We start from the raw sequence: 25,161 nt of genomic DNA, 5'->3' as shown, positions 1-25,161 counted from the left end.
GCCTAGCTTCAGGGCGCGCTGCCGGCGCCGCTGTTGGCGTACTCGTAGAAACGGTTGGCCGAGGTGCTGCAGCCGCTGCTGCAGTAGGGCCGGCCGATGGTCGAGGCGTTCCACGGCGCGCTCTTGCGGATGTGCCCGCCCAGCGTCGAGTCGCGGATCACCACCTTGCCGTTGGGCGAGGTGCCGTCGACGTAGTTGGACAGGCTGCCCACGCTCTCGTCCCAGGCCCGGCCCAGCCACACCGTGCCGCTGCCCGGGTTGCCGACCGCATCGAAGGTGCTGTTGATCGCCAGGAAGCCGTAGCTGCTGCCCGGGCGGGTACTGGGCGCGAAGATCACGCCACCGTCGTTGGCGCCGCGGCGCGCCGCGGTGTAGCGGATGGTGCTGCCGGCGAACACCGCCACGCCCGAGCCGAAGATGAAGTCGGTGTCGCCCTCGATGGTGCCGCCCTTGAGGTAGGCGCGGATCACCGTGTTGGCGCTGCCGGCGCTGATCAGCAGGGTGTCCTGGTTGCCGGTCAGCACCACGTTCTCCAGCACCGCCTTGTCGCCGCGCAACGCCAGCGCCACCGCCGACTGGTTGCTGCCGCTGTAGGTGCCCTCGACGTAGCTGTTGACGATCGCCAGGTTGCGCGCCTGGAACTGCGCCGCGCGCACGGTGACGGTGCCGCTGTCGGAGGTGCCGACGGTGCTGCTGGCGGCGTTGCTGGCGCAGGGATGGGTGGCGCTGCCGGTCGGCTTCGGGGTGGGGTTGGCGTTGCCGAAACGGATCGTGGTGCTGGCCGGGCTGCCGCCGAGGCCGAACAGCGTGAGCGGCGGCGCCGCGGCGGGCACGCAGACCACTTCGGTATAGGTGCCGGGCGCCACGCTGATGTAGCGGCGCATGCTGCCACCGGCGGCGACCGCGGCGTCCACCGCGGCCTGCACGGTGCGGTAGCGGGTGCTGCCGTCGGCGGCCACCGCGTAGTCGGCCTGCAGCAGCGCGACGCCGGCGCTCGGATCCCAGTTGTCGGTGACCAGCGCGCCGATCGGTCCGGCCTGGGCCAGGTGGCGGGCGACGGTCTGGTTGGCCGCCTCGCTGCTGGTCAGTTGCGGGCGCGACGCGGTTCCGGTCAGCGCCGGGGCATCGGTGACGACCCCGGCCGCCAGGGCGAGGGTGGAGGAAAGCAGCAACCAGCGCGATACGGTCATGGGAAGCCTCCGCTCAAGGATAAGGGCCCGCAGCGACGCGTGGAATGATACCGGTGTCATTCGGTCGCCTGATCCGGCGTCGTCAGCGGACCGGCGATGGTAGGGGCGTTTGCGCGCCGATGCCGGCCGATGTCGCAGTCAGAGTTCGGTTGTGTCGCTTCCATCACGATCGCGGATCCGCCGCACATGCAGTGCGCCGGTTGGTGGGGGGCGTGGAGGGCGATTCCCAGGCCAAAACGCGACGGCTGCAGGCGCTCCAGACCCGGCGGCGGCGGACGGTCGCCGCACTGCGGCATGGATCTGCGCGCGGTGTGCCGACCTCGCGTGGTGGCGTGACGGGGTCGTGAATTTGGATACGAGCGCCGTCGCGGCTTGCGCTACCCTCGACGCCGATCCCACTTGGAAGTCGTCGATTGAAGCGCCTGTGCCGTTGGTGCTGCCTGTTGCTGTGCCTGGGCGTGACCGGGTCGGTGCTGGGGCAGGAACTGCTGTTGCAACGGCTGGCCGCCGACCCCCCGGCATCGGAGGTGGTGGCGGGGCGTGACGATGCCGCGTTCGTCGACGCCGGTCATGGCGCGACCCTGTACGAGCGCAGCAAGCAGCCCACCTGGTGGCGGATCCGCGCCGACCATGCGATCGGCCGCGACGGCCAGCCGCAATTGGTGCTGCAGTCGCCCTACCTGACCCGGGTTGAGGCCTGGGTGCCGGGACGCGCCGCGCCAACCCGGCACGCGATCTACGGCGCCGACGCCGACCTGCGCTACTCCACCCGGGCCCTGGTGATCGCCTTGCCGCAGGGGCTGCCGGCCGGCGCCTCGATCTGGCTGCGGGTGCATGCGCCGGCGGCGATGCCGATGCCGGTGGGCATCGCGCCGCTGGCCCAGGTGCAGCGCGAGGATCTGCACTACGTCGGCTGGCGCGCCTTCATCCTCGGCTCGACCGCGGTGCTGGCGATCCTGGCGATCGCGTTGTGGGCGCGTCTGCGCGAGTCGATCTACGGCTACTTCACCGCCAACGTGATGTGCGTGCTGTTGTACCTGCTCGGCCTTGGTGGCGAGGCGCGCGCGGTGCCCGGCCTGGCCAGCGTGTTCGCGTCCTCGCCGACGCCGATGCGCATCGTCGCCGCGCTCGGCGGCTTCTTCATCATCACCTTCCAGCGCCGTCAACTGGAGATGCGCCGGCAACTGCCGCGGCTGGACCGGGTGCTGCGGCTGTGCGCGCTGTTCCTGCTCGGCATCGCCGTGGCCTGCTTGCTGTCGGACGCGGCGGTGCTGAGCCTGCTCGGCAATGTCGGGCTGATCGTCGGTGCGGCGCTGCTGCTGCCGTGTTGCCTGCTACTGGCCTTGCGCGGGCAACGTTACGCCTGGCCGCTGCTGGCTTCGTGGGCGCCGCTGTGGATGCTGTGCGTGCTGCGCTGCCTGGAGCTGACCGGGTGGTTGCGCCTGGATCTGGCCGCGCCGGTGCTGGCGCATGGCATCAGCCTGGCGTTGGCGATCTCCTGCCTGCTGGTGACCTTCGGTCTGGCCGAGCAGATCCTGGAGCTGCGTCGCGACCGCGACCGCGCCAGCCGCATGGCGACCGTGGACGAACTCACCGGCATCCTCACCCGCGCCGCACTGCAGCAGCGTCTGGCCGAGGCGCTGCAGGACGCCGCGCGCGGCGACCGGCCGCTGGCATTGGCTTACATCGACATCGACCATTTCAAGCGCATCAACGACATCCACGGCCACGCCGGCGGCGACGCCTGCCTGCGCTGGGTCGCCGCCTGCGCGCGGGCGCGCCTGCGAAGCACCGACACGCTCGGCCGCCAGGGCGGCGACGAGATGCTGCTGCTGATGCCCGGCGCCACCCTGGAGGCCGCGCGGCGCGTGGCCGAGGACATCCGCCAGCACGTCGCCGCGCAGCCGCTGCCGCGCGAAGGCCAGGCGCTGTCATGCACGCTGAGCGTCGGCGTGGCGCAATGGCAGCGCGGCGAGAGCGTGGCGGCGCTGTTGCAGCGGGCCGATGCCGCGCTCTACGCCAGCAAGGCCGCCGGCCGCAACCGCGTCAGCGTGTCCCCCCCCAGCCACCACGTCACCCACCAGGAGCCTCAACCATGACTGTGCAGACCGATTTGCCCGCGTTCGCTCCCGATCAGTTGCAGGTCGGCGACATCCTGTTGCAACTGGGCTGCGGCCCGGTGTCCGAACTGATCGCCTGGTGCGGCGACAGCATCTACAGCCATGCCGCCATCGTCGCCGATCGGGGCGATCTGATCGAGGCGGCGGCCAGCGGCGTGCGCCGCTATCCGCTGTCGCAGCGGCTGACCGACACCACCAACTACCTCCTCATCGACGCCTACCGGCCGCTCAGCTACGCCTGCGTGGCGCTGGACGATGCCGACCGCGCCAGCGTGCTGGCCAAGGCGCAATCGCTGCTGGGCGTCCCGTACCCGCTGGACAGCCTGGCCACGCTCGGCTTGCTGGTCGCCATCCGCGGCAAGTGGCCGCAGCACTGGCTGGCGCGAATCGTGGTGCGCGAGGCGCTGGACCATCTGGTCCGCGACAACCCCTCGCACATGGTGTGCAGCGAGGTGGTCTACCGCGCGCTGGCCGAATGCGACGCGACGCCGCCAGGCCGGCTGGCGCCGCAGATCGTGCTCAGCGGGCCGACCCACATGCCGTTCCCGGATCTGGACTGGAAGGCGCTGTGGGAAGAAGTGTGGCAACTGCTGCATCCGCACCGGCAGCAGGCGCTGGGCGACATCGCGCAGCGCCTGGCGGCGGTGGAGGGCGCACCGGCCAGCCTGGCCGCCTCGGCACTGACCACGGTCGCCGACGACGACCTGCTGAGCCGCGCCAACGCGGTCCGCACGGGGCTGGGCCTGCCGCCATTGCCGCCGGTCACCGGCCAGGTGGACGACAACGGCAGTCTGCTGCGGGAAGCCGGCGAAGAAGCGCCGGGAACGCCCTTGCCGCATCCCAATCCCAAGCTGGTGATGCCGCTGGACCTGGCCAACAGCCCGTCGCATGTGGTGCTGGGGCGACTGCTGGAGGTGGTCACACCGGCCTAGCGGAAAGGCTGCGGGCAGCAAGCCCCTCTCCCCTCGGGAGAGGGGTTGGGGTGAGGGTACGGCCTCGCGCCATACCGCCCGTGCCGCGCGCAGCCATTCGAGCAAGCGCCGGCGCGCCTGGCCTCCGCCGCTTGCGTTCCTGCGCCGAGATCCGACGCCCCAGCCGCTGCGCGACGTGGATGCCGCTCAGCGTTGCAATGTCGAAGCGACTTCAGGACATCTGTAGGAGCGGCTTCAGCCGCGACGGGCGTTACCGGGAATGCCCGTCGCGGCTGAAGCCGCTCCTACAAAATGCATGCGCTGCTGTACGTCACTGCCCCTGAGGAACGCGCCGCCGCAGCGCTCTATGGCTGCTTCGTCCGCTCCAGCACCAGCAACTGATCGATGCGCACATCGAACCGCGCCAGGCGAAGGCGTCGGATGCGCAAATGATGAACGCGCCGCCGCGCGCCTTTGCACCTGACGCACCAACGCTCTACGGCTGCTTCGTGCGCTCCAGCACCAATAACGGGTCGATGCGCACATCGAACCGCGCCAGGCGAATGTGTCGGCGACCCAGATGAGGAACGCGCCGCCGCGCGTCAGTGCACCTGGCACACCAGTGCTTCAAGGCTGCTTCGTCCGCTCCAGCACCAGCAATGGGTCGATGCGCACATCGAACCAATTCATCCCCCAATGCAGATGCGGTCCGGTCGCACGCCCGGTGGCGCCGACCGCGCCGATGACCTGGCCCTGGGCGATGCGGTCGCCGACTTTGACGTCGATCCGCGACAGGTGCAGGAAGTTGGAGCTGACGCCATAGCCATGATCCAGCAGCACGGTGCCGCCGGTCAGGTACAGGTCGGGGGCGGCGAAGGTGACCACGCCGGCGGCCGGGGCCTTGACCGGGGTGCCGGTTGGCACGGCGATGTCCATGCCGGAATGCCCGGCGCCGGGCTGGCCGTTGTAGACCCGGGCGTTGCCGAAGCGGCCGCTGATGCGGCCCTGCACCGGCCAGATGAAGGGCGCGGCGAAATCGGTGCGCGGGTCGTCGCGGTCGCGCGCGGCGGTGACCTGTGCCTGTTCGCGCTTGATCCGCTCGGCGATCGCCGGCGGCGGGTTCACCGTCTTCGGCGGCACGCCGTTGACCTGTTCCAGCGGCCAGTCGCGCGGCGTCACCGCGATCTCGACCGTCTCGGTCCCGCCGTCCGGGCGCTGCACCGCGATGCGCAGCGGACCGCGCTCGTCGCGGCCGATGCCGAACACCACGCTGCCGTAATCGCTGACCCGCAGGGTGCGTCCGGCGTACTGCACGCGGCTGCCCGGTGCGATCTTGCCGATCACCAGCGCGCCCTGCGAGGCGCTGCGCGGGAACACGCTGCGCGCCTCGGCGCCGGCCGCGGCCGGCGTCTGCGCGTGCAGCGCCGGGGCGAGCGGTGCGGTCAGCAGGACCAGCGCCAGTGCGGCGCGGGCCACCAGGGCGCCGCGCATCAGCGGTCGAACGCCAGGCGCTGCCCGTTGGGGGTGCCGACCAGGCGGGTCCCGTCCCAGGCCAGCATGCCGTTGACCCAGGTCGCGGCGATCCTGGAGCGGAAGCTGCGGCCTTCGAACGGCGACCAGCCGCACTTGGACAGCACGTCCTCGCGGCGCACGGTGAACGCGGTGTCGTCGATCAGCACCAGATCGGCGTGGTAGCCCTCGCGCAGGAAGCCGCGTTCGTGCACGTCGAACAGCAGCGCCGGCGCGTGCGCGAACTTGTGCACCACCTGGGCCACGCTGAGCCGGCCCTCGTGGACCAGCTCCAGCGCCGCGACCAGCGCGTACTGCACCAGCGGCAGGCCGGACGGCGCCTGCGCATAGGGCTTGCTCTTCTCTTCCCAGGTGTGCGGCGCATGGTCGGTGGCGAGCACGTCGATCACGTCCTCGGCGATGGCGCGGATCAGCGCCTCGCGGTCGCTGGCGTCCTTGATCGCCGGGTTGCACTTGATCAGGTTGCCGAGCGTGGCGTAGTCGGCGCGGTCGAAGCGCAGGAAATGGATGCAGGTCTCGGCGGTGATGCGCTTGCCCTGGATCGGGCCGGGGGTGAACAGCGCCAGCTCGTCGGCGGTGGAGATGTGCAGCACGTGCAGGCGGGTGCCGTGCTTCTTCGCCAGCGACACCGCCAGCTGCGAGGACTTCAGGCAGGCCTCGCGCGAGCGGATGTCCGGGTGCATGTCCGGGGTCAGCGCCTCGCCGTACTTTTCCTTGAACGCGGCCAGGGTCGCGTCGATGGTCGGGGTGTCTTCGCAGTGGGTGATGATCGGCGTCGGCGCGTCGCGGAAGATCGCGTCCAGGGTCTGCGGGTTGTCGACCAGCATGTTGCCGGTGGAGGCGCCCATGAACACCTTGATGCCGGGCGCGGTCTTCGGGTCCAGGGTCTGGATCGCGGCCAGGTTGTCGTTGCTGGCGCCCAGGTAGAAGCCGTAGTTGCCCCAGGCGCGGCCGTGCGCGGCGTCGTACTTGGCCTGCAGCGCGGCGGCGTCGAGCGTGGGCGGATTGGTGTTGGGCATGTCCATGAAGCTGGTCAGGCCGCCGGCCACCGCCGCCGCCGATTCGGTGGCGATGTCGCCCTTGTGGGTCAGGCCGGGTTCGCGGAAGTGCACCTGGTCGTCGATCATGCCGGGCAGCAGCCAGCGCCCGGCGGCATCGACCACGGTCTCGCCCTCGCGCGCGGCCAGCTGCGGGGCGATCGCGGCGATGCGGCCGTCGGCGATGCGCAGGTCGCCCTGGGTTTCGCGGCCTTCGTTGACCAGGCGCGCGTTGACGATCAGTGTGGAAGCGGACATCAGTGTTTTCCTTGGCAGCGGCAGGGTGGCGGCGCCGTGGGGTCGGGCACCGGGTCGAACCCGCCAGGATGGAAGGGGTGGCAGCGGCCGACGCGGCGGGCGGCCATCCAGCCGCCGCGCAATGCGCCGAAACGGGCGATGGCGGTCACCGCATACGCCGAGCAACTGGGCACGAAACGACAGCGCGGTCCCAGCAGCGGGCTGATGAAGCGCTGGTACAGGCGCAGCAGGGCGATGAGAGCGCGGGCGATCACATGACCATGATATGCCACTGTGCTGGACTAGGCGGATCGCTCGGCGTATACGCCGCGTTGTTGCCGCGGGGGGTAGGGTAGGCTATAAAGGCCCGCTTTCCCGGGCCCCGGGAAGACCAAGGAAGAGCGTTCGTGGCTGCTAAAAAACCTGCAAAGAAGGCCGTCCAGGCCGCCAAGAAGCCTGCCAAGCCCGTCGCCAAGAAAGCGACGGTGTCCGCCGCCAGCAAACCGCTGAAGAAAGCCGCGCCTGCGAAGTCGGCAGCCAAGGCCGCGCCGGCCAAATCGGCCAGCAAGGCCGTGGCCAAGAAGCCGGCGGCCAAGCCGGTCGCTGCGTCGCCGGCCAAGTCCGCTCCTGCCAAGAAGGCCCCGGCCAAGAAGGCGCCTGCCAAGCCGGTCGCACCGGCCAAGGCCGCCGCCAAGCCAGCGCCCGCCGCCAAGCCGGCAGCGAAGGCACCGGCGGCCAAGCCTGGCGCCAAGGTCGCCAAGCCCGCGGCCGCTCCCGCCAAATCCAAACCGGCCACCGCCTCTGCCGCACCTGCGGTGACCACCTCCGTACCGAAGTCGGCGCCCAAGCCGGCTGCGGCCAAGCCTGTCCCGGTCAAGCCCGCCGCGCCTGCCGCAGCACCGGCCTCCAAGCCCGTTGCCGCCAAGTCCGCCGCGCCGTCGACCCCGCCACAAAAGAATCCCGTGTCCGTTTCGAAATCCTCCGCGAAAACCCCCACCAAGTCCGAATCCACCCCGAAGGCGCCGGTCGCCAAGCCCACCGGCAAGGTCGCCGTGGCCGTGACCGCCAAGTCCAACACCCCGGCCAAGCCGGCCAAGTACAAGGTGGTGGAGTACAAGACCGACGAGGCCACCGGCCGCCCGATCCTGCCCAAGGGCTACAAGCCTGCGGCGGACGAGGAGTACATGAGCGCGCTGCAGCAGGAGTACTTCCGCCAGCGTCTGCTCACCTGGCGCGCCGACCTGGTCGAGGAATCCAAGCAGACCATCGAGAACCTGCGTGACGAGGTCCGCGACATCGGCGACGAAGCCGAGCGCGCCACCCGCGAAACCGAGAACTCGCTGGAACTGCGTACCCGCGACCGCTACCGCAAGCTGATCGGCAAGATCGACAGCACCCTCAAGCGTCTGGACGCCGGCGACTACGGCTACTGCGTGGACACGGGCGAAGAAATCGGCCTGGAGCGCCTGGAAGCGCGTCTGACCGCCGAGCGCACCATCGACGCGCAGGAGCGTTGGGAACATCTGCAGAAGCAGCAGGGCGACTGAGTCCGCGCCGCCCCGAGGTGTCAAGGCAAGGCCCCGCTCGCGCGGGGCTTTGCGTTTTCGGCCCCCCGTCAGGGCGAAGCGTCTGCCGTTTGCTGCCGCGTGTAGCGGTAGTGCCACTCCTCCTGCACGACCGCCCATCGATGCGCGATGCGCAGCCGTGCGCCCGTCCTGCCGCCGCAGCCGTTCGCGGCCGCGTGGGCAGGCGTCCGTTGGCAGGCGGGCCTATCCCGGCATGGACGGCGGCGCCCTTCAGCGCACGCCGTTGATCAGGCCGCTTTGCCCGTCCTTGCGCAGTTGCACGCCGGGCAGGGCGAAGCTGTCCAGGTCCTGCTTGCTGGCTGCGAGGTCCAGCCCGACGATCGCCGACGTATCCGGATCGACCTCCAGGCCCAGTGGCATCGCGGCGAACTGCACGTAGTCGCGGCTGGCGTTCCATTGCGGCTGCCCGCCGATGGCCTGCAAGACCCGATCGACGTGCGTACCGGCCGGCTGGCCGAGCAACTCGAACGGCAACGGCGCATCTGGAGTGGCGAAGGCGATCAGGTTGGTGACCCGGTCGTTGCGAAAGCGCACTGCCAACTGGCTGTAGCGGAGAGCGGTCGCCGGCCGCGGTTGCTGCGCCAGCAGCGCATTGAGCCCGCGCGGGTACAGATACACCACACTGAGCGTGTCCGGATGTGCCGCATCGCTGCGTGTGATGTCCGGCTGGCCCAGTGCGGCCAGCACCTGTTGTTTGCGCATGCCGAGCGCGACTGGTCCGAGACGCGCGCATGGCGTGGGCAGGGTGGCCGCGCTACTGGAGCCTGCAAAGGCCTGATGCAGCGCGTGCGTGCAGGCGGCCGCATCGCTGCCGGCGGCATGGGCCTGCGAGTAGGCCATGCAGAGAGCGAGCAAGCCGAACAGCGGAAAGAACCGGGATGCCATGAGAAATCTCCGTGACGGATGGTGCGTGGCGAGGACGGGAGCGCTCCCGTCCTCGCCACGGGGGGAGTTAGTTGCCGTGCCAGCCTTCGCGGTGCCCGTAGGCGGTGATGAACGCGTTGCGCTGGTCGCTGCTCAACGATGACCACTGATCGGACGGATTCAGGCCCGAATTGGTGGTGATCATCTCCGAGGTCGGACTTTCGCCACTGCGTCTGCACCGACGCCGCAAGTGCCTATGCGGCGGTTACATCCGCGGTGTCTTTGGCGCTCCCTCGCTGGAGCACGCCAAGGTCAGGTCCAGGCGACGTACCGTCCAATGCGACGGCGTGTCCATCGTCCCCAGCGCATGGATGTGATAGGCGGGGCAGTCCGCATCTTCCTCTGGGTTGTTCTTGATGTCGCAGTTGACTTCGATCAGGAAGGCGTTGTTCCCTTCGACGCCGGTGCGGGCAAATTTCAATGTGGGGCAGCTGCCGAAGAGCCTCGACAGGGCGAGGTCGTTCTTCAGCACATACGCGATCGCCTGTTCTCCATCTGCGCGGGAAGAGGCTGGATTCGCCTGCAACGATCCTGGCACGGCAATGGCGAATGCCAACGCCATGCCTATGCACGGTAATCCAAAGACTTTCATGTGGAGAACTTCAATCGGTGGTTGTCTGCCGGGTCGGTGGCGTCGGTGCTTAGTGCGATGCAAGTCCGCGCCCGAGTCGAAAGTGGCGTTGCCAGTGCCGCCGTCTCCAGCCATGCCTGGCTTCGGGCGTCCACTGCCTCGTCACGGAAAAGCGAATGTTCCATTCGGCTGATTCCATCCGTGTTCCATATGGGCGTCGCGCGTTTCGATGCGCGTCCATTTTCCAGAAGCGGGCTGAAAATTAATTCGGAAGAGATAATTTCGGAGGCTTCTTTCGTCTTCCTTTCTGCGTTTGCGGACTTTCCATCTTGTCTGCAAAATGCGTTCTACCGGTGCTGGCTGTTTGGAAAATAATCTAGTAAAATCATTAGCTTGTGATCTGGGTTTCAGTGCCATGCGTGGCTTTGGAGAGGCTTTAAATGCGCCTGTCATGACGGTGACGCATAATGGCGAATGTGGTATATCGCCATGTCGCCGCCGACAATCAATGTCACTGCTTGAAAACTATTTCCATTATGTATCCTCGCTCGGTTCGATAACGGAGCGTCGCGCTTGAACGGTCATGCCGACGTGGCTGGATCGGGTGCGCGCAAACGCCGCCGTCGTTGGCGATGGCCGATCCTGATCGCCCTGTCATTGCTGGCGGTCGTTGCGCTGGGGCCGCGGGTCAGCGTGGCCTTGCCGCAGGTGGCGGCGCCGGCGGTGCCGCAGGATCCGCTGGCGCTGCAGGCCTGGATCGATGCGCGCGAGCGCGCCACGCCGGGGCTGCGCCCGGACAACCAGGCGCGGATCGTCTGGGCCGATCCGGCGCATCCCGGGCGACGCGCGTGCGCCATGGTCTATCTGCATGGCTTCACCGCCAGCCAGGGCGAGGGCGCGCCCACCCACGTGCGGCTGGCGCGCAGCTTCGGCTGCAATCTGTATCTGCCGCGCCTGCCCGGGCACGGCCTGGTCGCAGCCGATGCGCTGCGCGGCGTCGATGCCGGCCGCCTGCTCGCGGGTGCGGCCGAGGCGCTGGCGGTGACCCGTGTGCTGGGCGACCGGGTGGTGGTGATCGGCAATTCGATGGGCGGTGCGCTGGCGACGCAGGCGGTGGCGGCGAATCCGCGCCAGGTGCAGGCGCTGGTGCTGTGGTCGCCGCTGGTGCGCGAATACGGCGATCAACTGCAGCCGATGTTGTGGCCGTGGGGCGCGCAGTTGCTGGCGTGGACGCACAACGGTGGCGATCCGATCCTGCGCTATCCGGTCGACAGCGCCTACTGGGCCGACGCCACGCACCTGGACGGCTATCGCGCGCTGGCGGCGCTGACCCGCGGCGGCATGCGGCCGGCGACCTATGCGCGGATCCATGTGCCGGTGTTCCTCGGCTACTACTACCGCGATGCCCAGCATCAAGACCGCACGGTGTCGGTGGCAGCGTTGCAGGCGATGTTCAAGCAACTGGGAATACCGCCAGCCTTGCGCCAGGCGGTGGATTTCCCCGGGGCGGACAATCACGTGCTGGCCTCGCCGATCCGCTCGCACGCCGTGCCGGCGGTGTTCGCCGCCACCTGCCGGTTCCTGGCGGGGCGGGGTGGTTTGGTGCAGCCGGCCGGCCTGCCGGATTGCGCGCATGCCTGGGCCGACGACGAGGCGCAGGCGCGCGCGGTGGCGGCCGCGCGCTGAGCGCGGCCGTTGCGGCGAATGGAAGGATGACTGGCGCGGTGCGCACGCGCCGGCGCCAGGGTGCGTGTTGCACGACCGGGCCGGGCTGTCTCGCGTCCGACCCACGCGCGCCGTCAGCCAGGCCTATTGCAGGTCGCGCAGATCCAGGTTGCGCAGCTTGGGCGCTTTCCAGCTGGTGACGCCGACCACGCCCAGGGTCACGCAGCCGCCAAGCACCACGGCGGGCACCAACCCGATCAGCCGCGCCATGACACCGTCGTAGAACGCGCCCAGTTCGTTGGACGAGCCGATGAAGATGCCGTTGATCGAGGAGACGCGGCCGCGCATCGCGTCCGGCGTCGCCAGTTGCAGGATGGTCGAACGCACGATCACCGAGACGCCGTCGCACATGCCGTAGGCGAGCAGGATCGCCGCCGACAGCCAGAAGTGCCGCGACAACCCGAAGGCGATGGTGCACAGGCCGAAGCCGGCCACCGCCAGCAGCAGTACGCGCCCGGCATTGCGCTGCAGCGGGTGCCGCGCCAGCCACACGCCGACCAGGATCGAACCCAGCGCCGGCGCGCCGCGCAGGATGCCCAGGCCCTCGGGGCCGTAGTGCAGGATGTCGTGGATGAAGGCCGGCAGCATCGACACTGCGCCGCCCAGCAGCACCGAGAACATGTCCAGGGCCATCGCGCCGAGCATGATCTGGTTGGAGAACACGAACTGCGCGCCTTCGGCGATGCTGCGGAAGATCGGTGCGCGTGGACCCTCGTGCACCGGCTCGTCGATGCGCAGCAGCCACAGCGCCAGCAGCGCCGCGCTGGAGGCGCCGATGGCGGTGCCGTAGGCCAGGCTCTTGCCGCCCCAGCCGACCAGCAGGCCGCCCAGCGCCGGGCCGATCACCATGCCGGCCTGGAACGCGACGCTGCCGACGCTGGCGCCGCGCGCATAGGCTTCGCGGGGCAGGGCGCGTGCGAACAGCGCGTTGTACACCGGCGACAGGAAGGCGCGCGCGGCGCCGGTCAGGGCGATCGCCGCATAGATCGGCCATACGCCGTGCGCCGACAGCCAGCCGCGGCTCACCGCCAGCAGCACCGCGGCGGTGGCGATAAGTCCGACGCTGGCGAGCATGCCGAGGTGGCGCCGCGGCAGGTGGTCGACCAGGTAGCCGGCGAACGGGGCGATGCAGAAGAACGGCAGGATCTCGGCGAGCCCGATCAGGCCAAGCGAGAACGGATCGCGGGTGATCTCGTAGATGTGCCAGCCGACCGTGACCGCGACGATCTGATAGGACAGCATCGCCAGGATGCGGTAGGCCAGCACCAGGGCGAAGCCGGGGTGCGCCAGCAGCGTGCGCAGGGTATGCGGGGTAGGCAGGGGGGCGCTCATGCCTGCTGGGCGCGCGCGGTGTCCTGGATGAAGGCCAGCAGCGCGGCCAGGCCGTTGCTGCGGGTCGGCGACAGATGCTTGCCCAGGCCGATGGCGGCGACGAAGTCCGGCGCGGTGGCGAGGATGTCGGCGGCACTACGCCCGGAGTAGACCCGCAGCGCCAGGTAGATCAACCCGGAGACGATCGCCGAGTCGCTGATCGCATGGAACACCAGGCGCTCGGCATTGCCCTCGGGCACGATCCACACCATCGACTGGCAGCCGTGCAAGCGGTGCTCCTCGGTCTTCCAGTGCTCGGGGAAGGCGGGCAGCTTGCGGCCGAGGTCGATCAGGTACTGGTAGCGCTCGGACCAGTCGCCGAAGAAGCCGAATTCCTCGGCGATGGCGGCCTGGGCGTCGGCGGGCGTGGGTTCGAGCGGAAAGTCGGTGTCGGTCATAGCAATCCAAGATCAAGCGATGTAAGCCCCTCTCCCTCCAGGAGAGGGGTTGGGGTGAGGGTCCGAGCGCAGCTTCGCGAACTGTCGAGGCGATTCGCTTCGCGCCGTACCCTCATCCGCCCCTTCGGGCATCTTGTAAAGCCCCTCTCCCTCCGGGAGAGGGGTTGGGGTGAGGGTCCGAGCGCAGCCTCGCGAACTGTCGATGCGAGTCGCTTCGCCCGTACCCTCATCCGCCCCTTCGGGGCGCCTTCTCCCGAAGGGAGAAGGAAACAGCCATGCGCCCTCTTTCTACGAGGGCCCGGTCACCCACGCTTCCAGCGTACGCCCTGCGGCGTGTCCTCCAGGACAATGCCGGCGTCGGCCAGTTCCTGGCGGATGGCGTCGGCGCGGGCGAAGTCGCGGGCCTTCTTGGCATCGCTGCGGGCGTCGATCAGCGCCTGGATGCGGGCGTCGTCGTCGCTGCCGGCACCCTGGAACCAGACCTGGGGATCCTGCTGCAGCAGGCCCAGGGCCAGGCCAGCGCCGAGCAGGCGGCCCTTGGCCTGGCGCAGCGTGTCCGCACGTTGCGTGGCATCGGCGGGATCGGGGCCGCCGGCCGGCGCCGCCTCGCGCAGTGCCTGTCGCGCCTGGGTCGCCAGGCTCGACAGCACCGACAGCGCCAGCGGCGTATTGAGGTCGTCGTCGAGGGCCTCTTCGATCTCGGCCGGAATGACGGCCTCGGCGTCGATGGCCTGCAGATCGCGCAGCGTTCCGTACAGGCCGTCGAGTCGGGCCACCTGGGCCTGGATCAGGGCGTCGGACCAGTCCAGCGGCTGCCGATAGTGGGCACTGAGCAGTGCGCAGCGCAGCGCCTCGGGCGGGTGGCGCTCGATCAGATCGTGCACGGTCTCGATGTTGCCCAGCGACTTGCTCATCTTGGCGCCGCTGAAGGTCAGCATGCCGTTGTGCAGCCAGACGCGGGCGAAGGTGGCGCCGCCGTGGGCGCATTCGCTCTGCGCGATCTCGTTCTCGTGGTGCGGGAACTGCAGGTCGACGCCGCCGGCATGGATGTCGATGGTCTCGCCCAGGTGCGCGGCGGCCATCGCCGAGCACTCGATGTGCCAGCCGGGGCGGCCGCGGCCCCACGGCGAGTCCCAGCCAGGCAGGTCGTCGCTGGACGGCTTCCACAGCACGAAGTCGCCCGGGTCGCGCTTGTACGGGGCGACCTCGACGCGGGCGCCGGCCAGCATCTCCTCCGGGTCGCGCCGCGACAGCTTGCCGTAATCGGCGAAGCTGGCCACCGCGAACAGCACGTGGCCCTCGGCGGCATAGGCGTGGCCGCCGGCGATCAGCCGCTCGATCATCGCCACGATGTGCGGGATGTGCGCGGTGGCCGCCGGCTCGATGTCCGGCGGGGTGACGCCCAGCGCGGCCATGTCCTGGCGGTAGATGGCCGCGAAGCGGTCGGTGATGGCCGAGATCGGCACGCCCTGCGCCTGCGCGGCGGCGTTGATCTTGTCGTCCACGTCGGTGATGTTGCGGGCGTAGCGCAGCTTGCCGTAGCGGCGTCGCAGCAGTGCCGCCAGCACGTCGAACACCACCGGTCCGCGGGCGTTGCCGATGTGCGCGTAGTTGTAGACGGTGGGGCCGCAGACGTAGAGCGTCGGGCCGGCCACCGGATCGAGCGGTTCGAAGGCGTCGACCCGGCGGGTCAGGTTGTTGTGCAGGCGCAGGCTCATCGGCATCGGCGGTGGGGAAACCGTCCGATTCTACCGGCAGCCGTCGCCAGGCGGGCGCGCCGCGCGCCTGTCGGCTCGCGTTCAGCCCGACGCAAGCCGCCATGCCTACACTCATTGGTCTGCCCTTGCGAAGCTGCTGCCGATGCGCCCGAACCCGTTGTTGCCGCTGGTCGGCATCCTTGCCTGCGCCGCCGCGCCGGCCTGGGCGCAGGACTCCGAGGCGCGCAACCGGGTGGTGGTGATCGAGAACGTCAAGCTGGACTACGCCCAGGTCCTGAACGTGGAGCCGGTCTACCAGACCCTGCGCGCCACCCGCACCGAGCAGCAATGCGACCCGGCTCCCGCGCCGGCCCCGGCGGCGCCGGCGCCCAAGCCGGCCGAGGACGACAGCCGCTTGAACCGGCTGATGGATTCGGTGAAGGACATCTTCAGCCGCCGCCACGAGGAGCCAGCCCCGGCGGCTGCGCCGGCCGCGGCGCCGCAGGGCGGACGCAACTGCCGGATGGTCGAGGTCGGCCGCGAGTTCCGCCGGCCCATCGCCTTCGACGTGGACTATGTCTACAAGGGCACCAAGTACCGCTCGCGGCTGCCCGAGGATCCGGGCAACCGCCTGCGTATCCGCGTCTCGGTGGCGCCGTACGTGCCCGACGCGGTGGTGGTGCCGCCGCGCTGAGCGCCGCGCGCGCTTGCGCCTGTGGCGTGCGCGTGCGAGGATGCGCGCCGATGAAAGCGAACCTGCCCCAGCACGATCTCAGCGCCGCACGCATGGCCTCGGGCATGACGTCGCGCGCGCGTCGACCGGAATCCCACATTCTCGCTGGGTAACCGGAGCGTCGTGCCGTTCGTTCTGAAAACCCAGCCCGAGGCTGGGTTTTTTCGTTTTCATCGGCCGGAAAAGTTTCACCCGTAAAGAACCTCCCTGTAGAACGCCTCGCGCGTCCCCGCGTCCCCACCGCTGCAAAGGATCGATCGATGTCTCTGAAGCACTTCTTGAACACCCAGGACTGGAGCCGCGCCGAACTGGACGCGGTGCTGACCCAGGCGGCGCTGTTCAAGCGCAACCGCCTCGGCAGCGAGCTGAAGGGCAAGTCGATCGCGCTGGTGTTCTTCAACCCGTCCATGCGCACCCGCACCAGCTTCGAGCTGGGCGCGTTCCAGTTGGGCGGCCACGCGGTGGTGCTGCAGCCGGGCAAGGACGCGTGGCCGATCGAGTTCGACCTGGGCACGGTGATGGACGGCGACACCGAGGAGCACATCGCCGAGGTGGCGCGGGTGCTGGGCCGCTACGTGGACATGATCGGCGTGCGCGCGTTCCCGAAGTTCGTCGACTGGGCCAAGGACCGCGAGGACCTGGTGCTGAAGAGCTTCGCCAAGTATTCGCCGGTGCCGGTGATCAACATGGAGACCATCACCCATCCCTGCCAGGAGCTGGCGCATGCGCTGGCGCTGCAGGAGCACTTCGGTACCCGCGACCTGCGCGGCAAGAAGTACGTGCTGACCTGGACCTACCATCCAAAGCCGCTGAACACCGCGGTGGCCAATTCCGCACTGACCATCGCCACCCGCCTGGGCATGGACGTGACCCTGCTGTGCCCGACCCCGGACTATGTGCTCGACGAGCGCTACATGGGCTGGGCCGCGCAGAACGTGGCCGAGAGCGGCGGCTCGCTGAGCGTCAGCCACGACATCGACAGCGCCTACGCCGGGGCCGACGTGGTCTACGCCAAGAGTTGGGGCGCGCTGCCGTTCTTCGGCAACTGGGGCCCGGAGAAGCCGATCCGCGACCAGTACCAGCACTTCATCGTCGACGAACGCAAGATGGCGCTGACCAACAACGGCGTGTTCTCGCACTGCCTGCCGCTGCGTCGCAACGTCAAGGCCACCGACGCGGTGATGGATTCGCCCAACTGCATCGCCATCGACGAAGCCGAGAACCGCCTGCATGTGCAGAAGGCGATCATGGCGGCGCTTGCCGGCCAGGGCCGTCGGGATTCGTGATTCGGGATTGGGGAGTCGCAGCAGCGCCCCCTTTCCGTTCCTAACTTAGTCAACCGCAGAGAGACGCCCCCATGTCGCAGCAAACCGCTTCCACGAATCCCGACTCCCCACTCCCGAATCCCGGCACCAAGGACATCGTCCTCGCCTTCTCCGGCGGTCTCGATACCAGCTTCTGCATTCCCTACCTGCAGGCCAAGGGCTATGCGGTGCACACCGTGTTCGCCGATACCGGCGGCGTGGACGCCGAGGAGCGCGACTTCATCGAGAAGCGCGCCGCGGAACTGGGTGCGGCCAGCCACGTCACCGTCGACGGCGGCCCGGCGATCTGGGCCGGCTTCGTCAAGCCGTTCGTGTGGGCGGGCGAGGGCTACCAGGGCCAGTATCCGCTGCTGGTGTCCGACCGCTACCTGATCGTCGATGCCGCGCTCAAGCGCGCCGAGGAACTGGGTACCAAGGTCATCGCCCACGGCTGCACCGGCATGGGCAACGACCAGGTGCGCTTCGACCTGGCGGTCAAGGCGCTGGGCGACTACGAGATCGTCGCGCCGATCCGCGAGATCCAGAAGGAACACACCCAGACCCGCGCCTACGAGCAGAAGTACCTGGAGGAGCGCGGCTTCGGCGTCCGCGCCAAGCAGCAGGCATACACCATCAACGAGAACCTGCTCGGCCTGACCATGTCCGGCGGCGAGATCGACCGCTGGGAAGCGCCGGGCGAGGGCGCCCGCGGCTGGTGCGCGCCGCGCAGCGCGTGGCCGACCGAGCCGCTGACGGTGAAGCTGAAGTTCGTGCACGGCGAGGCGGTCGAACTCGACGGCAAGGCGCTGCCGGGCGAACAGATCCTGGCCAAGCTCAACAAGCTGTTCGCGCCCTATGGCGTGGGCCGCGGCGTGTACACCGGCGACACCGTGATCGGCCTGAAGGGCCGCATCGTGTTCGAGGCGCCGGGCCTGGTGGCGCTGCTGGCCGCGCACCGCGCGCTGGAGGATGCGGTGCTGACCAAGCAGCAGAACCGTTTCAAGCCGGACGTGGCGCGCAAGTGGGTGGAGCTGGTCTACGAAGGCTTCTACCACGACCCGTTGAAGACCGACCTGGAAGCCTTCCTGAAGTCGTCGCAGGCGATGGTCAACGGCGAGGTGACGCTGGAGACCCGCGGCGGCCGCGTCGACGCGGTGGCGGTGAAGTCGCCGCACCTGCTCAACGCCAAGGGCGCGACCTACGCGCAGTCGGCGGACTGGGGCGTGGCCGAGGCCGAGGGCTTCATCAAGCTGTTCGGGATGAGCTCGACGCTCTACGCGCAGGTCAACCGCGGTTGACCTGCGCGTAGAGCCCACGCATTCCACCTAAACCCCGCGCCGTTGGCGCGCCCCCTTCAACACGAAGGGGGCTCTGCTCCAGACGGGCGGATGCAGTGTTGAAGGATCCTCGATTCATGCTCGAACAGACGCTCGATCACCTGCGGACGCTGGTGGCCTTCGACACCCGCAATCCGCCGCGGGCGATCGGCACCGATGGCATCTTCGACTACCTCCGCGCGCAGCTGCCCGGGTTCGCGGTGGAGGTGATCGACCACGGCGCCGGCGCGGTCAGCCTGTACGCGGTACGCGGCACGCCCAAGTACCTGTTCAACGTGCACCTGGACACGGTGCCGGATTCGCCGCACTGGAGCGCCGATCCGCACGTCATGCGGCGCCTGGACGATCGTGTGGTCGGCCTGGGCGTGTGCGACATCAAGGGCGCGGCGGCGGCGCTGCTGGCCGCGGCCAATGCCGGCGACGGCGATGCCGCGTTCCTGTTCTCCAGCGATGAGGAAGCCAACGACCCGCGCTGCATCGCTGCGTTCCTGGCCCGCGGCATCGCCTACGAGGCGGTGCTGGTGGCCGAGCCGACCATGAGCGAGGCGGTGCTGGCGCATCGCGGCATCAGTTCGGTGTTGATGCGCTTCGCCGGCCGTGCCGGGCATGCCTCCGGCAAGCAGGATGCCGCGGCCAGCGCCCTGCATCAGGCAATGCGCTGGGGCGGCCGTGCGCTGGACCACGTGGAGTCGCTGGCGCACGCGCGCTTCGGCGGGCTGACCGGGCTGCGCTTCAACATCGGCCGGGTCGAGGGCGGGATCAAGGCCAACATGATCGCGCCGGCGGCGGAGCTGCGCTTCGGTTTCCGGCCGCTGCCGTCGATGGACGTGGACGCGTTGCTGGCGACTTTCGCCGGCTTCGCCGAGCCGGCCGCGGCGCACTTCGAGGAAACCTTCCGCGGGCCGAGCCTGCCCTCCGGTGCGGCTTCTGACCGGAATGGCGCCCGCGCCGAGGACAAGCGCCTGGCCGCGCGCGACGTCGCCGATGCGCTGGAGCTGCCGATCGGCAATGCGGTGGACTTCTGGACCGAGGCCTCGCTGTTCTCCGCCGGCGGCTACACCGCGCTGGTCTACGGCCCGGGCGACATCGCCCAGGCGCATACCGCCGACGAGTTCGTGACTCTGGAGCAACTGCAGCGCTACGCCGACTCGGTGCACCGCATCATCAACGGCGCGCGCTGAGCCGCGCGCCTTCCCACGTCGCCCGGACCGGTCCTGCGATCGGCTCCACCCTGGATTCCTTCGGACATCGCCCCACGCCATGCACGCCAACCGCCAAACCCGCCAGACCATCGTGCGCCTGCTCTCGAGCATGGCCAGCGCGAAGGAGATCAGCCAGTACCTCAAGCGCTTCTCGCAGCTGGACGCCAAGCGCTTCGCCGTGGTCAAGGTCGGCGGCGCGGTGCTGCGCGACGACCTGGAGGCGCTGACCTCCTCGCTGTCGTTCCTGCAGGAAGTGGGCTTGACCCCGATCGTGCTGCACGGCGCCGGCCCGCAGTTGGACGCGGAACTGTCCGCTGCCGGCATCGACAAGCAGACCGTCAACGGCCTGCGGGTGACCTCGCCGGAAGCGCTGGCGATCGTACGCAGGGTGTTCCAGGCTTCCAATCTGAAGCTGGTCGAGGCGCTGCAGCAGAACGGCGCGCGCGCCACCTCGATCACCGGCGGCGTGTTCGAGGCGCAGTACCTGGACCGCGACACCTACGGGCTGGTCGGCGAGGTCACCGCGGTGAACCTGGCGCCGATCGAGGCCAGTCTGCAGGCCGGCTCGATCCCGGTCATCACCAGCCTTGGCGAGACCCCCAGCGGGCAGATCCTCAACATCAACGCCGATTTCGCCGCCAACGAACTGGTGCAGGAGCTGCAGCCGTACAAGATCATCTTCCTCACCGGCACCGGCGGCCTGCTCGACGAGAAGGGCACGGTGATCGATTCGATCAACCTCTCCACCGAGTACGACCACCTGATCGCGCAGCCGTGGATCCATGGCGGCATGAAGGTGAAGATCGAGCAGATCAAGGACCTGCTGGACCGGCTGCCGCTGGAGTCGTCGGTGTCGATCACGCGCCCGGCCGACCTGGCCAAGGAACTGTTCACCCACAAGGGCTCGGGCACCCTGGTGCGGCGCGGCGAGAAAGTGCTGCGCGCCACGACATGGGGCGAACTGGACCTGCCGCGGTTGAAGACCCTGATCGAATCCAGTTTCGGCCGCACCCTGGTGCCGGACTATTTCGACACCACCAAGCTGCTGCGCGCCTACGTCAGCGAGAACTACCGCACCGCGGTGATCCTGACCGACGAGGGCGGCTATACCTACCTGGACAAGTTCGCGGTGCTCGACGATGCGCAGGGCGAGGGCCTGGGCCGCGCGGTGTGGAACGTGATGCGCGAGGAGACGCCGCAGTTGTTCTGGCGTTCGCGCCACAACAACCAGGTCAACATCTTCTACTACGCCGAGTCCGACGGCTGCTTCAAGCAGGAGAAGTGGAAGGTGTTCTGGTACGGCCTGGAGACCTTCGAGCAGATCCAGCACTGCGTGGCGCATTGCGCGACGCGCACGCCGACCCTGCAGGGTTGAGCGGTGCCGTCGTCATGACCGTTCCCCTCTCCAGCATCGATCCCGTGCTGCCCGAGGCCTGGCGCCACGTGCCCACACTGCGCGGGCGCCACGTCAGCCTGGAGCCGCTGCAGGCGGCGCATGCCGAGGGCCTGCGCGCCGCGCTGCGCGGCAGCGGCCTGGACGCGCTGTGGTACACCAATGTGCCCGCGCCGGAGCGGGTGGACGCCTACGTCGCTGCCGCGCTGGAGGTGCAGGCGCTGGGCCGGGTGCTGCCGTTCGTGGTGCGCGATGCGCAGGGTGAGATCGTCGGCAGCACGCGTTTCTACGGCCTGGATCCGCAGGTGCCGACGCTGTCGATCGGCTACACCTGGTACGCGCCGCGGGTGCAGCGCAGCGGCCTGAACACCGAGGCCAAGCTGTTGCTGCTTGGCCATGCCTTCGAATCGCTCGGCTGCCTCAGCGTGGTCTTCGAGACTAGTTGGTTCAACCACGCCTCGCGCACCGCGATTGCGCGGCTGGGGGCCAAGCAGGACGGCGTGCTGCGCAACCACAAGCGCCATGCCGACGGCACGCCGCGCGACACCGTCATCTTCTCCATCATCGATACGGAATGGGCAGGGGTGAAACGCCACCTGCAGTTCCGCCTGGATTCGCACGCATGAGCACTCCCGTTTATTCCATCGGCATCGTCGGCGCCCGCGGCCACACCGGCGCCGAGCTGATCCGCCTGATCGCCGCGCATCCGCAGTTGCGCCTGGCGTTCCTGTCCTCGCGCGAGCTGGACGGGCAGCGCGTCGATGCGCACCACGACACCTACCAGGGCGAGCTGCGCTACGAGAACCTCGATCCCGAGGCGGTGGCGGCCAAGCGCGCCGACGTGGTGGTGCTGGCGCTGCCCAACGGCAAGGCCGGGCCCTATGTGGCGGCGCTGGATGCGTCGGTCGTTGCCGGCGCGCCCGACCCGATCGTGGTGGATCTGTCCGCGGACTACCGCTTCGATCCGGCCTGGTACTACGGTCTGCCGGAACTGACCCGTGCGCGTTATGCCGGGCAACGCCGCATCAGCAACCCGGGCTGCTACGCCACCGCGATGCAGCTGGCGATCGCGCCGTTGCGCGAGCAGCTCGCCGGGCCGCCGCAGTGCTTCGGCGTGTCCGGCTATTCCGGCGCCGGCACCACGCCGTCGGACAAGAACAACCCGGCGCTGTTGCACGACAACCTGATGCCGTATGCGCTGACCGACCACATGCACGAGCGCGAGGTGTCCGCGCAGCTCGGCGTGCCGGTGGAGTTCATGCCGCACGTGGCACCGCATTTCCGCGGCATCACCATGACCGTCAACCTGTGGTTGCAGCAACCGCTCAAGCTGGATGCGGTGCAGCAGCTGTATCGCACGCGCTATGCCGGCGAGCCGCTGATCGCGGTGATCGACGAGGCACCCTGGGTCAGCCGCATCGCCGGCCGCCACGGCGTGCAGCTCGGCGGCTTCACCCTGGCACCGGGCAACAAGCGCCTGGTGCTGGTGGCGACGCTGGACAACCTGCTCAAGGGCGCCGCGACGCAGGCGATGCAGAACCTCAACCTGGCGCTGGGCGTGGACGAGTTGACGTCGATTCCCGTTTGAAATCGTCGGGACCCGGGGCCCGGGACTCGGGACCCGGAGAAGCAAGAGCCGATGCTTTTGCTTTTCCGGGTCCCGGGCCCCGGGTCCCGGGTCCCGCAAAAAAGGACCCCCAATGACTAATCTGCTCTGGCAAAAACCCGGTGTCGCCGTCGACACGCAGATCCAGGCGTTCCTGGCCGGCGACGACGTGCTCCTGGACCGCGAGTTCTTCCTGCACGACATCGCCGCCAGCGGCGCGCACGCCGAAGGCCTGCAGCGCATCGGCATCCTGTCCGCCGACGAACTGGCCGGGCTGCAGCGCGAACTGGCGGTGCTGGCCGAGGATTTCCGCAGTGGCGCGTTCGTGCTGGATGCGCGCTTCGAGGACGGCCACTCGGCGATCGAGGCGCGGCTGACCGAGCGCCTGGGCGATGCCGGGCGCAAGATCCACACCGGGCGCAGCCGCAACGACCAGATCCTGGTCGCCACCCGGCTGTGGCTGAAGGACAAGCTGGCGCGGCTGGCGCAACTGAGCGCGGAGATCGCCAAGGTGGCGCTGGACCGCGCGCAGGCCGAGCGCGACCTGCCGGTGCCCGGCTACACCCACATCCAGCGTGCCGTGGTGTCTTCGGCGGGCATGTGGTGGGCGGGCTGGGCCGAGGCCTTCATCGACGACGCGATGCGCGCCCGCGACACCCTGCGCCTGGTCGACTGCAATCCTCTGGGCACCGCCGCCGGCTACGGCGTCAACCTGCCGCTGGACCGTGCGCACACCACCGCCGCGCTGGGCTTCGCGCGCCTGCAGGTCAGCCCGATCTACGCGCAGCTCTCGCGCGGCAAGTTCGAGATGGCCGCGCTGGAAGCGCTGGGCAGCGCCACCCTGGATCTGCGCCGCCTGGCCTGGGACCTGTCGCTGTTCACCAGCGGCGAATTCGGCTTCGTCGCGTTGCCGGCGCAGTACACCACCGGCAGTTCGATCATGCCGAACAAGCGCAACCCGGACGTGATCGAGCTGATGCGCGCCACCCACGCCAGCGTGGCCGCCGCGCGTACCGAAATCGAACAGCTGCTGTCGCTGCCGTCGGGCTATCACCGCGACCTGCAGAGCAGCAAGGGCGCGATCTTCCACGGCTTCGGCCGCGGCCTGGCCGCGCTGGAGCTGCTGCCGGCGCTGCTGGCCAATCTGGAGTGGCGCGAGGACAGGCTGCGCGCGGCGATCGATTCGGGCATGTACGCCACCGACGTGGCGGTGGAAGCCGCGGTGGCCGGCGTGCCGTTCCGCGAGGCCTACCAGGCCGCTGCCGCATCCGCCGACAGCGCCGGGCAGGGGCGCACGCCGGAAGGCAGCCTGGCCGCGCGGGTCTCGCCCGGCGCCGCCGCCGACCTGCAGTTGCAGGCGCTGCGCGCGCGCTGGGAGACCCTGGGATGAGCCTGCACGGCCGTCCCGCAGGCTGGCGCACGGCGGCGATCGCATCGCCCGCGTGGCAAGCCATGGCGGGCGGCCTGCAGACCATTGCCCTGGCGCTGCTCGCCGCTGGGCTGCTGTCGCTGCCCGCGGCCCCGGCCAGCGCGGCGACCAATGCGGCGCAGAAGGTGGCGGTCTACCGCGGTGCGGCCGGCTGCCGCGGCTGCTCGGAGATGGTGGTGGATGCGTTGCGCGCCACCGGCCTGCCGCTGACCATCGTCTATGTCGGCGAGCGCGAACCGCTGCACGTCACCCCCGCCACGCTTCGCGATGTCGATCTGTACATCCAGCCCGGCGGCGGCCAGGACATCGCGGCCGCGTACGCCGCCCTCGGCGACGAGGGCGCCGCGGCCTTGCGCGACTTCGTCAGCGGCGGCAGGGGCTTCCTGGGTCTGTGCATGGGCGCGTACCTGGCCGACCGCGACGGCATTGGCCTGGTCGATGTGGCGCTGCAGTCGGAAGTCGGGCGTCCGCGCTCGGGCATCGACGACGAAGGCGACCACACCATCGCCATCCGCTGGGACGGCACCTGGCAGCGCGTCTACTATCAGGACGGCCCGTTCCTCACCGGCAGCGCGGCGGACGGCTTCGTGCCGATCGCCCACTACGGCAATGGCGACGTGGCGATCGCACGCTATCGCCATGGCCGCGGCACGGTGGTGCTGGCCGGGCCGCATCCGGAGGCGGACGAACGCTGGATGGACGAGGCCGCCGACGTCGCCCCGCAGGACAACCTGCGGCGGCTGCTGCGGCTGTTTCCCAGCCTCGGCGCCCGCGCGGAGGCAAGGCCGGCGCTGCGGTGACGCAGCGCGGTCGTCGAACGTTTACCGGGGCGCGTGCCATGTCGCGCCCTCGCATGCAGG

At 69.4% G+C, this 25,161-nt stretch carries 22 protein-coding genes; 13 read left to right on the top strand and 9 right to left on the bottom strand.

The window, feature by feature from the left end; genetic code table 11:
• Window positions 1–8: 8 nt before the first annotated feature.
• Window positions 9–1,190 carry a putative acyl-CoA thioester hydrolase gene (locus tag AC1PMG_RS13365; RefSeq protein WP_481109200.1) on the bottom strand — a complete coding sequence of 394 codons (1,182 nt, stop codon included), beginning with the start codon at window positions 1,188–1,190 and terminating at the stop codon, window positions 9–11.
• 413 nt (window positions 1,191–1,603) lie between these two features.
• On the opposite strand from AC1PMG_RS13365, the gene AC1PMG_RS13360 reads away from it, so the two are divergent.
• Entirely contained in the window at window positions 1,604–3,289 is a 1,686-nt protein-coding gene (locus tag AC1PMG_RS13360) for a sensor domain-containing diguanylate cyclase (protein WP_481109199.1), read from the top strand.
• Window positions 3,286–4,242, top strand: a complete 957-nt coding sequence (locus AC1PMG_RS13355) for a hypothetical protein (RefSeq protein ID WP_481109198.1) — start codon at window positions 3,286–3,288, stop codon at window positions 4,240–4,242. The genes AC1PMG_RS13360 and AC1PMG_RS13355 overlap by 4 nt, the downstream gene beginning before the upstream one ends.
• A gap of 606 nt (window positions 4,243–4,848) precedes the next feature.
• On the opposite strand, the gene AC1PMG_RS13350 is transcribed toward AC1PMG_RS13355, so the two are convergent.
• Genes AC1PMG_RS13350 through yidD form a run of 3 tightly spaced genes read right to left on the bottom strand, consistent with a single transcriptional unit; the run spans window position 4,849 to window position 7,318 of the window.
• Entirely contained in the window at window positions 4,849–5,712 is an 864-nt protein-coding gene (locus AC1PMG_RS13350; protein WP_481109197.1) for a M23 family metallopeptidase, read from the bottom strand.
• Window positions 5,712–7,046: a dihydroorotase gene (locus tag AC1PMG_RS13345; protein WP_481109196.1), complete on the bottom strand. Its 1,335-nt coding sequence runs from the start codon at window positions 7,044–7,046 to the stop codon at window positions 5,712–5,714. Before AC1PMG_RS13345 ends, AC1PMG_RS13350 begins: the two co-directional genes overlap by 1 nt.
• On the bottom strand, window positions 7,046–7,318 hold the full coding sequence (gene yidD, locus AC1PMG_RS13340) for a membrane protein insertion efficiency factor YidD (RefSeq protein WP_481109195.1): 273 nt from the start codon (window positions 7,316–7,318) through the stop codon (window positions 7,046–7,048). Before yidD ends, AC1PMG_RS13345 begins: the two co-directional genes overlap by 1 nt.
• A gap of 114 nt (window positions 7,319–7,432) precedes the next feature.
• On the opposite strand from yidD, the gene dksA reads away from it, so the two are divergent.
• Window positions 7,433–8,572: an RNA polymerase-binding protein DksA gene (dksA, locus tag AC1PMG_RS13335; protein ID WP_481109194.1), complete on the top strand. Its 1,140-nt coding sequence runs from the start codon at window positions 7,433–7,435 to the stop codon at window positions 8,570–8,572.
• 249 nt (window positions 8,573–8,821) lie between these two features.
• Here the strand turns inward: dksA and AC1PMG_RS13330 are convergent, their stop codons facing one another.
• Together AC1PMG_RS13330 and AC1PMG_RS13325 are read right to left on the bottom strand one after the other, a co-directional pair.
• The gene (locus AC1PMG_RS13330) at window positions 8,822–9,496 is read right to left on the bottom strand and encodes a secreted signal peptide protein (RefSeq protein WP_481109193.1); all 675 of its coding nucleotides are present in this window, start codon (window positions 9,494–9,496) and stop codon (window positions 8,822–8,824) included.
• 244 nt (window positions 9,497–9,740) lie between these two features.
• The gene (locus tag AC1PMG_RS13325; protein WP_481109192.1) at window positions 9,741–10,097 is read right to left on the bottom strand and encodes a hypothetical protein; all 357 of its coding nucleotides are present in this window, start codon (window positions 10,095–10,097) and stop codon (window positions 9,741–9,743) included.
• A 582-nt stretch (window positions 10,098–10,679) separates the two neighbouring features.
• On the opposite strand from AC1PMG_RS13325, the gene AC1PMG_RS13320 reads away from it, so the two are divergent.
• Window positions 10,680–11,792 (top strand): alpha/beta hydrolase, encoded by a 1,113-nt coding sequence (locus AC1PMG_RS13320; RefSeq protein WP_481109191.1) that lies wholly within the window; start codon window positions 10,680–10,682, stop codon window positions 11,790–11,792.
• 123 nt (window positions 11,793–11,915) lie between these two features.
• Here the strand turns inward: AC1PMG_RS13320 and AC1PMG_RS13315 are convergent, their stop codons facing one another.
• The 3 genes from AC1PMG_RS13315 to cysS form a co-directional block, all read right to left on the bottom strand.
• Entirely contained in the window at window positions 11,916–13,163 is a 1,248-nt protein-coding gene (locus AC1PMG_RS13315; RefSeq protein WP_481109190.1) for an MFS transporter, read from the bottom strand.
• Window positions 13,160–13,600, bottom strand: coding sequence for a SufE family protein (locus AC1PMG_RS13310; RefSeq protein WP_017912501.1), 441 nt, complete (start codon window positions 13,598–13,600; stop codon window positions 13,160–13,162). Before AC1PMG_RS13310 ends, AC1PMG_RS13315 begins: the two co-directional genes overlap by 4 nt.
• Window positions 13,601–13,902: 302 nt before the next feature.
• A complete protein-coding gene (gene cysS, locus AC1PMG_RS13305; RefSeq protein ID WP_267084731.1) occupies window positions 13,903–15,318 on the bottom strand; it encodes a cysteine--tRNA ligase in 1,416 nt (471 codons plus the stop codon).
• A gap of 142 nt (window positions 15,319–15,460) precedes the next feature.
• Between cysS and AC1PMG_RS13300 the strand changes: the two genes are divergently transcribed.
• The 9 genes from AC1PMG_RS13300 to AC1PMG_RS13260 all read left to right on the top strand — a co-directional run bounded on the left by AC1PMG_RS13300 (window position 15,461) and on the right by AC1PMG_RS13260 (window position 25,101).
• Window positions 15,461–15,991 (top strand): hypothetical protein, encoded by a 531-nt coding sequence (locus AC1PMG_RS13300; protein ID WP_342074152.1) that lies wholly within the window; start codon window positions 15,461–15,463, stop codon window positions 15,989–15,991.
• A 299-nt stretch (window positions 15,992–16,290) separates the two neighbouring features.
• Window positions 16,291–17,316: an N-acetylornithine carbamoyltransferase gene (locus tag AC1PMG_RS13295; protein WP_342074151.1), complete on the top strand. Its 1,026-nt coding sequence runs from the start codon at window positions 16,291–16,293 to the stop codon at window positions 17,314–17,316.
• Between the two features lie 71 nt (window positions 17,317–17,387).
• Window positions 17,388–18,632, top strand: a complete 1,245-nt coding sequence (locus AC1PMG_RS13290; protein ID WP_481109189.1) for an argininosuccinate synthase — start codon at window positions 17,388–17,390, stop codon at window positions 18,630–18,632.
• A gap of 116 nt (window positions 18,633–18,748) precedes the next feature.
• On the top strand, window positions 18,749–19,852 hold the full coding sequence (locus AC1PMG_RS13285; protein ID WP_481109188.1) for an acetylornithine deacetylase: 1,104 nt from the start codon (window positions 18,749–18,751) through the stop codon (window positions 19,850–19,852).
• Window positions 19,853–19,931: 79 nt separating this feature from the next.
• Window positions 19,932–21,248 carry an acetylglutamate kinase gene (locus tag AC1PMG_RS13280; protein ID WP_150409055.1) on the top strand — a complete coding sequence of 439 codons (1,317 nt, stop codon included), beginning with the start codon at window positions 19,932–19,934 and terminating at the stop codon, window positions 21,246–21,248.
• 14 nt (window positions 21,249–21,262) lie between these two features.
• On the top strand, window positions 21,263–21,892 hold the full coding sequence (locus AC1PMG_RS13275) for a GNAT family N-acetyltransferase (RefSeq protein ID WP_481109187.1): 630 nt from the start codon (window positions 21,263–21,265) through the stop codon (window positions 21,890–21,892).
• Entirely contained in the window at window positions 21,889–22,854 is a 966-nt protein-coding gene (gene argC / locus AC1PMG_RS13270) for an N-acetyl-gamma-glutamyl-phosphate reductase (RefSeq protein WP_481109186.1), read from the top strand. Before AC1PMG_RS13275 ends, argC begins: the two co-directional genes overlap by 4 nt.
• Before the next feature lie 112 nt (window positions 22,855–22,966).
• A complete protein-coding gene (gene argH / locus AC1PMG_RS13265; RefSeq protein ID WP_481109185.1) occupies window positions 22,967–24,262 on the top strand; it encodes an argininosuccinate lyase in 1,296 nt (431 codons plus the stop codon).
• Window positions 24,259–25,101, top strand: coding sequence for a hypothetical protein (locus tag AC1PMG_RS13260; protein ID WP_481109184.1), 843 nt, complete (start codon window positions 24,259–24,261; stop codon window positions 25,099–25,101). Before argH ends, AC1PMG_RS13260 begins: the two co-directional genes overlap by 4 nt.
• The last annotated feature ends 60 nt before the right edge of the window (window positions 25,102–25,161 follow it).

Source organism: Xanthomonas sp. NCPPB 2250 (assembly GCF_056725265.1).
This window is presented reverse-complemented; position numbering and strand designations above follow the sequence as displayed.